This window comes from Streptomyces sp. NPDC052773, assembly GCF_044547145.1.
Lineage (GTDB): Bacteria > Actinomycetota > Actinomycetes > Streptomycetales > Streptomycetaceae > Streptomyces.
The window spans coordinates 151261-163411 of record NZ_JBITZX010000010.1; the positions used below are offsets into that span (position 1 = coordinate 151261).

The window sequence follows — 12151 nt, forward strand, 5'->3', positions numbered from 1 at the left end:
CCCCGGTCCGAGCCGGGCACCGGTCCGAGCCGGGCACCGGGCGCGGGAGATCAACCGAGCCGCCCCTCCCCCTCACTCCTTCCAGACGAGCGCGGTCAGCACGGCCGTCGCGATGGTGACCGGGGCGTCCTGGGTGTTCAGCAGCCGTACGCGCATGCCGCGCCCGCGTCCGATGCGTTTCACCAGGGGCAGTACGCCGAAGGTGTCGCCGCTGGTCCCGACCAGCTCGTGGACGGGGTGGTCCTGTACCAGCTCGTCGCCCGCGTACTCCGACATGCGGACCTGCACGGTCTGCCCCGGCCTCAGACCGGAGACGCGCAGGCTCAGGGAGCCGGAGAAGCGGCAGGCGCCGCGGGCCCACACGCTGCCGCCGGTGGCGTGGTCGCCGGCCTCGTCGGTCCACTCCCGGGTGAACTCGATGGAGTTCCAGCCGCCGGGGTTGAGGGTGTAGGGCGAGGCGAGGCCGAGGTTGACGTACTGGGGCATGGGGTCGTCCTCTCCTTCCCACCGGCCGGCCGGGAGTGCCAGGCAGGCGGCGAGGTCGCTGCGGAAGTCCTTCATGTCGAAGCCGCGGGGGTCGGGCTTCCAGTCGCTCCACTCCAGGTGGCCGATGGCGCTCTTGGCGCTCCAGCCGTGCGCGCGGCAGATCGCGGCGGCGGCCTTCACCATGGCCACGTACTGGACGCGGGGCCACGGGTCGGTGCCGTCGCCCTTGTTCTCGCACTCGAAGCCGTAGAAGTGGGCGTTGCCGTCGACGGATCCCGCGCTGTCCTGGTGTTCGTTCGTGGGGGGCGGGTAGGTGCCGTACGACTCGTTCCTGACGGCGGTGAGGACGTCGGGGTCTCCCCCGCCGGCGTGGTTGGCGCGGCCGTTGCCGGTGAGGTGGACGGTGCCGTCCTTGGTGATACAGCCGGTCGAGAGCGGGCCGGGGAGGGTGGAGTGGCCGCCGTAGATCAGGCCGACGACGTCGGCACCGGGGGGCGTGGCCGTGTGGTGGATCATGACGCCGTGGACGGGGCCCCAGGCGCCCACGTGGTTGCGGTTGTTGGTGCGCCAGGAGCGGACCTCGCGGACGGTGCACCCTTCGGCCCTCAGCGCCGAGAGCAGCCGGTCGGCGGTGAGCGGGGAGGCCATCACACACCGTCCGCGTGGGTGCCGTAGGTGGCCGGAATCAGTCTCATGTCACCGGTGCGGGAGGGGTTCTCGGCCAAGGTCGCCGAGGCGGGGGTCGGGCGACGGTCGCCCGCGTGGGCGACCATGCCGTCGACGCCTTGGTGGTGGCGCTGCCGGATGCTGTACCGGGTGTGCCGGTTGACGTCCTCTTTCCACTGGTCGAGGACGTCGCCGCCAGGGTTGGGCCCCATGATCAGCCTCCGATCAGGTGGTGGTCGGGCCGAGCGCGCATGGCGCTGATGACGCGATACCCAGGCGATGTCAGGGCCATCCAGGCTGATTCCGGCCGCTCGTGGCGCAGGTTCGGCGCAAGGGCGCGGGTGAACGGCGCGCACCCTGGTTACCCGGACCGGCCGGTCCCCCGGTGCGCTCCGCCTCCCCCGGACGAGCCACCGATCGGCATCCGGCGCCCTCCTAGCGCACCCCGCCGGCCTCCGCGACCCGGACCGGGCGGCGCAGCAGGTAGACGCCCGCGGCGGACACCACCAGGGCCATGCAGGCGATGAAGACAAGCCCGGCGCCTTCGAGGCCGATCGGGCCGACCAGCAGGCCGACGCCGATGACGGGCACGGAGATACCCGTGTAGGCCACCACGAACAGGGCCGAGATGACCGCCGCGCGCCGGTCGGCGTCGGAGGCCTGGGCCACCGCGGACACGGCACCGCGGAAGGAGAGGCCCTGGCCGATGCCGCCGACGACGGCGCTGAGGACGACCAGGGCCAGCAGGTCCCAGTGCAGGGCGCCCGCCAGGAGGGCGAGTCCGCCCAGGAGGGCGGCGCAGCCCAGGGGCAGGGAGCGGGTGGTGCCGACCCGGCCGACGGCCAGTTGCCCGGCGGTCGAGGAGAAGAAGGCGAGTGCGACGACCAGCCCGCTCACCGCGCGGTTGTGCACGTCGAGGGAGTGCGAGAGGAAGGACGGGCTGACGGAGGTGAACACGCCGAAGAGGGCGAAGCCGACGAAGGACGCGGCCGCCGCCGGTCCGAACACCGCCCGCACCCGCGGGGGCAGGCCGGGCCGTTGCGGGCGTACGGTGCTGAACGGCCGCCGGTCCCGCACGGTCTCCGTGAGCCGCAGCAGGACGGCGACCGAGCAGGCCACCAGGGCGAGGTGGACGATGAACGGCAGGTACAGCGGCCAGGGGGCGTACTGCGCGAGCACCCCGGCGAGCAGCGGGCCGCAGCCCAGTCCGCCCATGTTGGCTGCGGTGGCCACGAAGGTGGCCCGGGAGGCGCCGCCGCGTGGGGCCAGTTCCATCACGTACGCCGTGGCGGCCCCGGTGAACAGGCCGGCGGACAGACCCGACAGCAACCGTCCCGCGTACAGCCAGCCCAGCGCGGTGGCGCACAGGAAGCAGACGGCGCTCGCGGCGGCGAATCCCAGGCCCCACAGCAGCACCGGGCGCCTGCCCACGGCGTCCGAGGCGTTCCCGGCGAGCAGCAGGACTCCGATGACCCCGACGGCGTAGACCGCGTAGACGACGGTGACCGTGAGTTCGGAGAAGTCGAACTTCTCCTGGTAGAGGCTGTAGAGGGGGGTCGGCAGAGTCGTGCCGGCCATGCATACGGCGAACACCGCCCCGCTGAACAGGCACTGGCGCCGGCCTTGACGATCACCGTCCATACCGCCCGACGGTAACCGCGCCCGCCCGCGCTCGCGGCAGGGCACGCCGAACATACGTCCCACACCCGCTTGTGCGGCCGTAAGGCGGCGATCAGCGGTCGATGCGGCCGGAGGCGGCGTCTCCTGGGCGAGGACGCGGACCCGGCCGCCGGGCAGGTCTTCGACGGCGGCATCGGCGACGGCAGGCGCGACCGTGGCCGGACCGCGGGCGGCGGGTCCGGGGCGCGCGTCGGTGACCCGGTGGGAGCAGCGTCGCATAGCGGGGCGCCAGGGCCGGCAAGCGTGACGGCGGGTTCATCTCGGGTGGGGCGCGCCGGCGTTGCGCAGCCGCGTCAGGTACTCCGCGGTCAGGGCGACCGCGGGGTCCGTGTCGTGCGACAGCTCGACGAGGACACGTGACGCCTTCTCCCCCGGGATGCCCGCCAACGCCTGGGTCAGCCGTCCGCGCGCGGGCGGTTCGGTGGTGTCCTGGGCGAGGCGGTCGGCGAGCCCGGTGGCGATCCGGTCTGCCGTCACGGTGTCGCCGGCCAGCACGCTCAGGGCGTCGGCGGCGTCGGTGTCGTTCCGTCCCGCCACGATCATGTCGATGAGCGTGGGGACCGCTTCTGCCACACCGCGTGCCCCGAGCGCGAGCGCGGCGTGCCCGCGGACGACGGTGTCGGGGTGCGCGAGGGCATCGCGCAGGTGCGCGGCGGCCTCGGCACCGGGCATCTCGACGAGCGCCCGCACGGCACGTTCACGTACGGCGGCCACCGGGGAGGCGAGGCCCTCGGCCAGCAGCGCCGGGCCGCGGTCGCCCGATCGCGCCAGTGCCCATCGGAGGGCTCCGGCGACGTTCGGATCCGTCTCGCTCAGTGCGGCCTCGACCAGGGCCTCCACCGGCACCGGAACCTCGTCGCCGGAGGAGAGGGCCGCGCGCTGGCGTGCGTGGGCGCTCTTCGATCCCAGAGCCTGCAGGAGGGCGACGGTCTGGAGGACGTCCTCCCAGCCGACGGGGTCCGCGGCATCGATCCGGCGCAGCCGCGTCAGCAGTTCGGTCTCCGCCGCGATGCGCTCGCGCGTCCGACGGATGAGGTCGTCGACGAGCGCGGAGGGCGCGAAGCCGGGATCGTGCAGCGCGCGTCCGATCTCGCGCAGCGACAGTCCGAGCGACCGCAGGCTCTCGATATGGAAGATCCGTTGGATGTCCGCCGCGGAGTACTCCCGGTAGTTGGAGCCGGTACGGCCCGAAGGACGCACCAGACCGAGCGATTCGTAATGCCGGAGCATGCGGGCACTGACCCCGGACCGTCGCGCCACCTCACCGATCAACACGCTCCATCATCCCTCCCGGCCGGACGTGCCGAGGGCCACGGCGCGCTTCGCCTCCTCGATCCCGAACTCGAATCCGGTGTCCGGGTCGCGCAGCAGCCGTCGGGTGGCGAGCGCGTGGGCGCGGACGCGCGGGTCGGGGGCCGTCGTCGCGGTGAGCAGCGCCGGCACCATCGCCTCGCCCAGCGCGACCAGTGCCCGGCTGAGACTGAGCTGCGTCTCCCGCCCACCGCGCCCGAGCTGTGTCACCAGCAGCGCGGCCAGCGCGGACCGCTCGTCTTCCGGTACGAGCACGACCGCGGCCCGCCACGCGCTGCGCGCCACGTCGTCGTCGGCGTCGGTCAGCAGCGGCCGGGTGATCGCCGGCCACGCCCGCCGGTCCCCGATCTTGGACAGCGTGTGCAGCGCCTGACTCCGTGCCTGCGCACGCTCCGAGCGAAGTTCGCGCAGCAGCGCGGGCAGTGTCAGGGACACCGGGTGACGGGTGAGCGCCCAGGTCAGCATGTCGCGGACGAAGAACTCCGGCTCGGTCGCGCATCGTTCGACGAGCTTGTCGACGAAGCGCGGGTCAGGCGACGTTCCGGCCGCCAGAGCGGCCCGCAGCCGCACGGACGCCCGGCCGTCCTCCAGCTCCCTGAGCGCTCGGGTCGCGCGTGTGTCCTGTCTTGTGGTCGTCATGGAGACCACCTCCTCGACAAGCAGTGAAGGCCTTGTCACGGTGTCAAGGTCAAACAGGAACAGCCGGCGCCCGGCGGCGACGCCCGGTCCGGCGCCCATCCCCTCTCCCCTCCCCCCTCTCGCCCCGGCCCCGGCGACCAGGCGCCGATCGTGGGGCCGAGGCGAGGAGGAGGCGGCGGGATCGAGCGGCCGTGACCGCGGGGGTTATCGCGTGAACTGCTGGCGGGTCGAGCCGTCGCAGTTCTGCAGGCGCAGCGGCTCGCGGGCCGCCGTCTGGGTCAGGCAGAGGGCGGGTGCGGCGGACGGGCGGATCGTGGTGCCGTCGCGGAGGAACTTCTGGTTGGCCGCGCCGGAGCAGTTCCAGATGATCAGCGCGGTGCCCGGGCGGTACTGGGCGCCGGGGACGTCCAGGCAGCGGTCCTGGGTCAGCTCGGTGTGGAAGGTCTGCCGGGCCGTGTCGTACCACCACCCCTGGTTGCGGGTGCCGGCGCAGTCCCAGCCGAGGACGCCGGTGCCGTTGGCGGTCTTCGAGGCGCCGACGTCGACGCAGGTGCCGGTGGCCTGGTTCCTCAGCGGGGTGAAGACGTCGTCCCAGGCGTGCGGGAACAGAGCCGGCCTGCCGGTGGAGTCGACGTCCGCGCAGGAGGCCTCGCGCAGGGACGAGGCGTGGAAGCGGGTGAGGCAGGCGGCGAAGGCGGCGTGGCCGCGGGCGTTGGGGTGGAAGGACTGGCGGACGGAGTTCTCGTCCGGGAGGCCGGGCTTGGACAGGTCGATGTACAGGCCGCGGGCCCAGGCGTCGTCCATGCAGACCTCGTGGCCGTGGAACAGCCGGGAGTTGTCCAGGTAGTACGCTCCGGTCGCTGCCGCGGCCTCGCGGATGCCGCGTTCGAAGGCGGGTACGGCGGTGTTGCGGCCCCAGACGGTGTCGGAGTCGTAGCCGAGGCCTCCGCAGGCGAGCTTGCCGTTGAAGTCGGGGTTGTCGCGGAAGTCGGGGCCGATCGGGCTCGGGTAGCTCATCAGGACGAGCTTGTAGTCGCCGTCGGCGTAACCGGCGCCGCGCATCACGGACTTCAGGTCCCGCACGGTCTGCTCGACCTTGGGCACCAGGGCGTCGACTCTGGCCTGCCAGCCGGGGGCGTACTTGGGTTCGCAGGGTCCCTGGGAGAGCAGGTAGCCCGTCACGCAGTCGGTCATGACGGGGCCGAACTGGAGGTCGTCGTTGGCCCCCGCCACGAGCAGCACCATCTTGATCCGGGTGTTGCGCGCCTTGATGGCGAGGCTGTCGCTCTGCACCAGTTCGTCGGCGTACTGGCGGGTGCCGCCGACGCGGATGTTGGCGGTGGAGGCACCGGAGCAGGACACGTTGAAGGTGAGGTCGGCGGCGATGCCGGTGCGGTGGATGGCGGCTTCGGGTGAGCGGTGGCACCAGTTCGTGGGGCCGTTGGTCGGGGGTTCGTAGGTGCCGACGCCCTCGCCGGAGATCTCACTGTCGCCGAGCGAGATCAGCGCCGTCTTGCGCTCGGCGAGCGGGCGTTCGGCGGGGTCGCCGTAGAGCGCGGTGGCCTCGCGGGCTCTGATCTCCTCGAGTTCGGGCGGGAGGGGGGTGGCGGCGACCGTCCGCGTGTCGCGGCTGGCGCTCGCTGCGGTGGCGGGGACGGTGACGGCCGTGGCGAGCACGGCCGTGACGGCGGTGGTGATGATTCCGAGCCGGTACCCGGAGCGTCTCATGGCACCTCCAGACATGGGGTTACCCCCGGTATTTACTGGCCGGTAGTCGCTATGGGAATATCTCGGACGCGGAAAGTTGAACGAATGTCAACTTCCGCTCGAGGTGCCGACCGACTCCAGGAGGCTGCCCGTGCTGCGAACGACCCTGACGGCGAGCGTGGCGGTCGGCGCGCTGCTCGCACCCGTGACGGCCACGCAGGCCCAGGGGGTGACGGAGGACCGGGCGCTCCCTCGGGCGGAGCGGAGCACGGATGCCGTCCCCCGCCTCACCGACCGGCACGGGCGCGTGCTGACGCTGCGCGGCTGGAACGTCGAGGACAAGACGAACCGAGGCGACAAGGCCCTGTCCGCCATCACCGAGCGGCACTTCCGCGACCTGCGCGCGAACGGCTTCAACTTCGCGCGGCTGCTGGTGTTCTGGGACGACCTGGAACCGGAGCCGGGACGCTACAGCACCGCCTATCTGAAGAAGATCGACCGTGTCCTGGACTGGGCCGGCCGCCACGACATCGACGTCGTCGTGGACGCCCATCAGGACGTGTTCGGCCCCGCCTTCGGCCACCGCGGCATCCCCGCCTGGGCCACCAGGACCGACGGACTGCCCTTCACGCCCCACCCGGACGACTGGTTCGCCGAGTACTTCGAACCCGCCGTCCAGCGCGCCTTCACCCACCTCTACGAAGACCCCGACCTGCGACGCGCGCAGGCCAGGGCCTGGCGGGTCCTCGCCGGCCACCTCGCCCACCACCCGGCCGTCATCGGCTACGACCTGATCAACGAGCCGATGGGCGAACTCCGCGCGGGCGAGGACCTGCCGACGGCCGCCCGCCGGATCGAGCGCGAGCTGCTCACCCCGATGTACAACCGCCTCGCCGACGCGGTCCGCTCGGTCGACCGGGACGCCTGGCTCTTCGTCGAGCCCACCCCCATCGTGGGCGAGGGCGTGCCGACCGGCCTCGGGCGCGTGCGCGACCCGAAGGTGGTGTACGCGCCGCACTTCTACAACACCGCCATGGAGGCGGGCGCCGACTACGACCCCGGCGCCGGCTGGATCGAGGCGTACGAGCGGGCCGTCGTGGAGTATCCGCGCCGGTACCGGGTGCCGGTCGTGGTGGGCGAGTGGGGTCCGCTGAACAACTCCCTGCCGAACATGGGCCGTTTCCACCGTGACGCCATGGCCTCCCTGGGCCGTTACACCTCCGGCTGGGCGGGTTATGTGTGGTGCTACGGCGGCGGGTACTGCGCGGTCGACGGCACCGGCGCCTTCCGCACCAACAAGGAGCTGACGGTGGAGCCGTACGCGGCGCATGTCGCGGGGACGGTCCGTTCCGCGTCGTACGACCCTTCGGAGGGCGTGTACCGGCTGGCCTACCGGGCAGCGCAGCGCGGTCCGCGGGTCACCGAGCTGTCCCTGCCGCCGGGCACCTGGCACCTCACCGCCGACGCGGCCGTGGCGCGCACGGCGCCGGGCCGGGCGTGGGTCGTGGCGGCGCCGGGCGCGGAGGTGACGGTGACCGTGCGGCGCGACTGAGCACCGGGTGCCTGGCGCCCGCCGCCGCGCGGCGGCGACGGGCGGTCCCTTCGCTCAGGTGCGGGGGCACTCCTTCCAGGCCATGTGGTACACGGTGCTGATGTCGCCGTCGGTCGAGTCCATCGTCATGAAGCTGACCTTGCCGGGCGAGACCGTGCCCGCGTCGACGCGGATCTCGGTGTTGATGTTGAAGTTGCGCTGGACGCCGCAGGGTGCCCACACCAACTGTGCCCAGTCGGTGACGTCGGTGGCCTGCCAGTTGTCGTTGTAGGCGCCCGTCAGGGGGTGGTTCTTGGCCGCCGTCTGCGACGAGCCCTGGAAGTAGTACGAGGCCCGCTGGACGGCGGTGGCGCCGGGCTGGAGCGAGGCGAAGCCCCGGTAGTCGGCGCTGGCGATGGCGTAGGTGAAGCCCTGCGGCACGTGGACGATCAGGTTGAGCTGGCAGTTCTTGCGGAACGCCGTGGGGTCGGAGTTGCCGCCGGCCTGGGCGAGGTACGCGCTGTAGGTCACCGTGAAGGCGGTGTTGTCCTCGGAGACGGCGACGGCGGCGGTGCCCGCCGGGCAGCCGGAGCCGTTGACCGTGGCGACATCGATGACGATCTTGTCCGGGGGCGGGTCGACGAACCCGGTGGACGGGTTGTGCGCGGGCAGCGCGGTGGTGACGAGAGCGGCGACAGCGCCGCCCAGGAGCAGCCCACCTGCCATGGTCTCTCCCCTTCGTTCGGATCGGTGGGGGGTGGATGCGCCCGGCCGCCGCCACGGCGGTGACTCCGTGAAGAAGCGATGAACCCACCGTGAAGAAGCCGGGGCGGTCGCATCGTAGGAAGCCCCCTCGCACGCGCCCAGGGAGGACTCCGGCCATTCACCCCGGCCTTTTCACATCCCGTCGGGGCGACCGGGGGCCGGACCCGCCCCTCAGGCGCGCGGAGACCATCTGCCCCAGGGCCAGGGTGCTGAGGCCGAACACCAGGACACCGAGGGGGACATGGAGCGAGGGCATGTGCGCGATGCCGAGCACGACCTGCGCCGAGGCGAGGACGAGGAAACCGGTGGCGTACACGATGGGGCGGGGCGAGCCGCCGCCCGGCCGCCAGGCGAGGACGGCGGCGGATCACGACGACGTGCCGTGCGCCGTGTGGCGTGGCTACGCCGGGGTGGCGCTGTGCAGGACGGCGAACGTTCCGCGTACGGGGGTGTCGTCCGGTGCCTGCCAGGAGGCGGAGACATGGCCGATCGCGCCCTGCGGAAGGGAGACCGTGCCGTCCGGGGCGGGCCGCAGGACCCGGTGCAGGCGCAGGGTCGTGCCGTCCGGGGCGGTCAGTGCGGTGCCTTCCCGGTCGTCGGTGACGGTGACGTCGGTGGAGAGGGGGCCCGCACCGTGGCAGGAGGCGACGACGTCGCGGGCGGGGAGGTCGCTGGTGTTCTGGTCCTGGGCGTGGGCCCGGCCCTCGATCAGGGCGAGCAACTCGGCGACCATGACGGGGTCGTGGCAGCCGTCGTAGACCCAGCGCCGGCCGAGCACGCCGTGCTCCATGGTGCCGACGAGGGCGTGGTCCGCCCCGTCGAGCGGGGCACCGCGATAGGTGAGCGGCACCAGGTAGGTCACGGGCTCGGGGTCCGCGGTGTCGGTGACGACGAGGAACTCGATCCCGACCTCGCCCTGCGGGTCGTCCAGCCGGAATCCGCCGGCCTTGGCCGGCCGCGGTGCGGCGCCGCGGTACCAGGCGCGGGAAGGCAGCCAGGAGGTGAGCAGTTCCAGCTTGGTCGGCTTGAGCACGGTGTGGTGGATGACGGCCATGCGTGGGTTCCCTTCGGTCGGGTCGCGGCGAGCCGTCACACCCTGGCACCCGTGGGACCCACCCGGCGCGGTTTTTCACATGCCAAGATCCATGCCACCACCGCCCGTGTGCCCCGGACCGGCCCCAACTCGCCCCGCGTGTCTGGAACCGAAGGCGGTGTCCGGCACTCATGCTCCTTGGGTGCCGGTGGCCGACCACCGCCGTGCGCCCGGACCAGTCGACGAGAGATCGAGGAATCATCGTGCCCCTGTCGCCGCATCGACGCATGACTGTGAGCGTCACCGTGATCGCCGCACTCACCGGGGGACTCGCACCCCTCGCGAGCGCGTCGGCCGCCCCCGCAGCGCCCCGCACCGTCCCCGCGAACGCTCCGGCCGCCGCGCCCGCCGCTCCCGCGCCCGACATGGAGGGGGTGGTCGCCGCGCTGAACGCCGCGATGGCCAAGGGCGCGCCGGGCGCCATGGCGCGGTTCGCCGGGCCGGACGGGGCCCAGAGCCGTACGGTCGGCGTCCGCGACCGGGTCTCGGGGGCGCCCATGGACATCGGCGCGCGGTTCCGGATCGGCAGCGTCAGCAAGACGTTCTCCTCCGTCGTGCTGCTTCAGCTGGTGGACGAGGGCAAGCTGGAACTGGACCGCCCGGTCAACCGGTACCTGCCCGGGCTGCTGCCCGACGACCGCATCACGGTCCGCCACCTGCTCACCCACCGCAGCGGCCTGGCCGACTACACGAACGCCATGTTCAACCAGACGGTGCCCGGCTTCGAGGCCGTCCGGAACCGGGTGTTCACCTACCAGGAGCTCGTCGGCCTGTCCCTCGCGGAGCCCCGCACCACCGAGCCCGGTGTCGCGTACAAGTACTCGAACACCAACTTCGTCGTCGTCGGCATGCTCATCGAGAAGCTGACGGGCCGTCCGGTCGCCGACGCCTACCGGGACCGCATCATCGAGCCGCTGAGACTGCGGCACACCTCGTACGTGCACCCCGACACCCGCATCCGGGGTCCGCACGCGCGTGGTTACCTGCACCCCGACGAGGCGGGCGCGCCGCTCGTGGACTCCACCGAGCAGACCGTGTCCTGGGCGCAGTCCGCCGGGGCGGTCATCTCCAGCCCCGCCGACCTGAACACCTTCACCAGCGCGCTCATGCGCGGCCGGCTGCTGTCCCCGGCCACGCTGGAGGCCATGACGACGGTGACGCCGACGGACACCACCAACACCCGCTTCTACGGCCTCGGTCTGCGCCGGTACGACCTGTCGTGCGGCACGCAGGTGTACGGCCACACCGGCACGGTGCAGGGGTACTACACGTACGCCTTCTCGACCCGCGACGGCAGCCGCAGCCTGTCGGCGATGGCGAACACCTCCAACCGCGGCGAGGTCAACACGGTGCTCGGCGGCACCCTGGAGGCCGCGTTCTGCGGGAAGAAGCCGGCGGCCACGCCGTCCGCCGCGCCGACGGCCCGCTCCGCCGAGCCGTCCGCACGGAGCGCGGTGTCGCTGCCCGCCGAGCGCGACCTGGCCGAGAGGCGCTGAGCAGGCGTCACCGGGGGACCCGTTGCCGCGTGGGTCCCCCGGTGACGCCCGGTACCGCCCGGCCGGCCGCCGGCCCCGTCAGGGGGCCACGGCGCGGCCGGTCTGCGGGGAGATCCGGCCGGAGCACAGGCCCTTGCTCGCCAGCGTCTGCGCGATGCGCGGGATCGCGGCGAGGGTGTTCGCCGACCATTCGTGCATGAGCATGATCTGCCCGTTGGTCAGCCGGGCGGCCGCCTGCACGATCGCGTCGGTACTGGCGCCGTTCCAGTCCTGGGAGTCGACGTCCCAGATGACCTGGGTCAGGCCGTACTTGGCGGCGACGGTCCGTACGGTGGTGTTGGTCTCCCCGTACGGCGGACGGAACAGGTTCGGTGTACCGCCGCCCGCGTTCGCGATGGCCTGCTGGGTCCGGGAGATCTCGGAGTCGATCTGCGCCTGGCCGAGCTGGGTCAGATGCGGGTGGGTGTAGCTGTGGTTGCCCACCCACATGCCGGCGCCGACCTGGGCCCGCACCTGGGCCGGGTAGGCGGCGGCGTACTGGCCCTGGTTGAACATCGTGGCGCGCAGCCCGTTCTGCCTGAGCGCGTTCAGCAGGGCAGGGGTGTGGGTGGTGGACGGGCCGTCGTCGAAGGTGAGGGCGACGTACCCGGTGCAGGCGGCGGCGTGCGCCGGGGTGGCGCCGGTGCCGACGGTGACGGTGCCCGCCGCGGCCGTCGCGGCGACGGCCAGTCCCAGGGCCAGGGACCGGGGTGCGGCGCGCCTCCGGCTCACCCGCTT

At 72.7% G+C, this 12151-nt stretch carries 10 protein-coding genes and 2 pseudogenes; 2 read left to right on the plus strand and 10 right to left on the minus strand.

Features of this window, described 5'->3' with window-relative positions; all coding sequences use genetic code 11:
- Window positions 1-72: 72 nt before the first annotated feature.
- The 6 genes from ACIG0D_RS22815 to ACIG0D_RS22840 all read right to left on the minus strand — a co-directional run bounded on the left by ACIG0D_RS22815 (window position 73) and on the right by ACIG0D_RS22840 (window position 6510).
- A complete protein-coding gene (locus ACIG0D_RS22815; RefSeq protein WP_399803747.1) occupies window positions 73-1134 on the minus strand; it encodes an N-acetylmuramoyl-L-alanine amidase in 1062 nt (353 codons plus the stop codon).
- Entirely contained in the window at window positions 1134-1364 is a 231-nt protein-coding gene (locus tag ACIG0D_RS22820; protein WP_399803750.1) for a hypothetical protein, read from the minus strand. Before ACIG0D_RS22820 ends, ACIG0D_RS22815 begins: the two co-directional genes overlap by 1 nt.
- A 223-nt stretch (window positions 1365-1587) precedes the next feature.
- On the minus strand, window positions 1588-2793 hold the full coding sequence (locus ACIG0D_RS22825) for an MFS transporter (protein ID WP_399803753.1): 1206 nt from the start codon (window positions 2791-2793) through the stop codon (window positions 1588-1590).
- A gap of 294 nt (window positions 2794-3087) precedes the next feature.
- The gene (locus ACIG0D_RS22830) at window positions 3088-4107 is read right to left on the minus strand and encodes a MerR family transcriptional regulator (RefSeq protein WP_399803757.1); all 1020 of its coding nucleotides are present in this window, start codon (window positions 4105-4107) and stop codon (window positions 3088-3090) included.
- A 6-nt stretch (window positions 4108-4113) separates the two neighbouring features.
- Window positions 4114-4782 carry a HEAT repeat domain-containing protein gene (locus tag ACIG0D_RS22835; RefSeq protein WP_399803759.1) on the minus strand — a complete coding sequence of 223 codons (669 nt, stop codon included), beginning with the start codon at window positions 4780-4782 and terminating at the stop codon, window positions 4114-4116.
- 204 nt (window positions 4783-4986) lie between these two features.
- Window positions 4987-6510: a ricin-type beta-trefoil lectin domain protein gene (locus ACIG0D_RS22840; protein WP_399803762.1), complete on the minus strand. Its 1524-nt coding sequence runs from the start codon at window positions 6508-6510 to the stop codon at window positions 4987-4989.
- A gap of 130 nt (window positions 6511-6640) precedes the next feature.
- Here ACIG0D_RS22840 and ACIG0D_RS22845 point away from each other — a divergent pair, with 130 nt between their 5' ends.
- Entirely contained in the window at window positions 6641-8041 is a 1401-nt protein-coding gene (locus ACIG0D_RS22845) for a cellulase family glycosylhydrolase (RefSeq protein WP_399803765.1), read from the plus strand.
- A gap of 54 nt (window positions 8042-8095) precedes the next feature.
- On the opposite strand, the gene ACIG0D_RS22850 is transcribed toward ACIG0D_RS22845, so the two are convergent.
- The 3 genes and pseudogenes from ACIG0D_RS22850 to ACIG0D_RS22860 all read right to left on the minus strand — a co-directional run bounded on the left by ACIG0D_RS22850 (window position 8096) and on the right by ACIG0D_RS22860 (window position 9839).
- Window positions 8096-8746: a DUF4360 domain-containing protein gene (locus ACIG0D_RS22850; RefSeq protein WP_399803767.1), complete on the minus strand. Its 651-nt coding sequence runs from the start codon at window positions 8744-8746 to the stop codon at window positions 8096-8098.
- Window positions 8747-8903: 157 nt separating this feature from the next.
- Window positions 8904-9149, minus strand: a pseudogene (locus ACIG0D_RS22855) (hypothetical protein); the annotation flags it as partial.
- Between the two features lie 36 nt (window positions 9150-9185).
- Entirely contained in the window at window positions 9186-9839 is a 654-nt protein-coding gene (locus ACIG0D_RS22860) for a 1,4-alpha-glucan branching protein (RefSeq protein ID WP_399803769.1), read from the minus strand.
- A gap of 266 nt (window positions 9840-10105) precedes the next feature.
- Here ACIG0D_RS22860 and ACIG0D_RS22865 point away from each other — a divergent pair, with 266 nt between their 5' ends.
- Window positions 10106-11374, plus strand: a complete 1269-nt coding sequence (locus tag ACIG0D_RS22865) for a serine hydrolase domain-containing protein (RefSeq protein WP_399803772.1) — start codon at window positions 10106-10108, stop codon at window positions 11372-11374.
- 47 nt (window positions 11375-11421) lie between these two features.
- Here ACIG0D_RS22865 and ACIG0D_RS22870 read toward each other — a convergent pair.
- Window positions 11422-12145 (minus strand): annotated as a pseudogene (locus tag ACIG0D_RS22870) (polysaccharide deacetylase family protein); the annotation flags it as partial.
- Window positions 12146-12151: the final 6 nt, after the last annotated feature.

What these genes read in the sequence shown, in the direction of transcription:
- ACIG0D_RS22820 (WP_399803750.1), bottom strand. Translation starts at nt 1,364, where the DNA reads ATGGGGCCCAACCCTGGCGGCGACGTCCTCGACCAGTGGAAAGAGGAC.
- ACIG0D_RS22840 (WP_399803762.1), bottom strand. Translation starts at nt 6,510, where the DNA reads ATGAGACGCTCCGGGTACCGGCTCGGAATCATCACCACCGCCGTCACG.
- ACIG0D_RS22860 (WP_399803769.1), bottom strand. Translation starts at nt 9,839, where the DNA reads ATGGCCGTCATCCACCACACCGTGCTCAAGCCGACCAAGCTGGAACTG.
- ACIG0D_RS22835 (WP_399803759.1), bottom strand. Translation starts at nt 4,782, where the DNA reads ATGACGACCACAAGACAGGACACACGCGCGACCCGAGCGCTCAGGGAG.
- ACIG0D_RS22850 (WP_399803767.1), bottom strand. Translation starts at nt 8,746, where the DNA reads ATGGCAGGTGGGCTGCTCCTGGGCGGCGCTGTCGCCGCTCTCGTCACC.
- ACIG0D_RS22865 (WP_399803772.1), top strand. Translation starts at nt 10,106, where the DNA reads ATGACTGTGAGCGTCACCGTGATCGCCGCACTCACCGGGGGACTCGCA.
- ACIG0D_RS22825 (WP_399803753.1), bottom strand. Translation starts at nt 2,793, where the DNA reads ATGGACGGTGATCGTCAAGGCCGGCGCCAGTGCCTGTTCAGCGGGGCG.
- ACIG0D_RS22815 (WP_399803747.1), bottom strand. Translation starts at nt 1,134, where the DNA reads ATGGCCTCCCCGCTCACCGCCGACCGGCTGCTCTCGGCGCTGAGGGCC.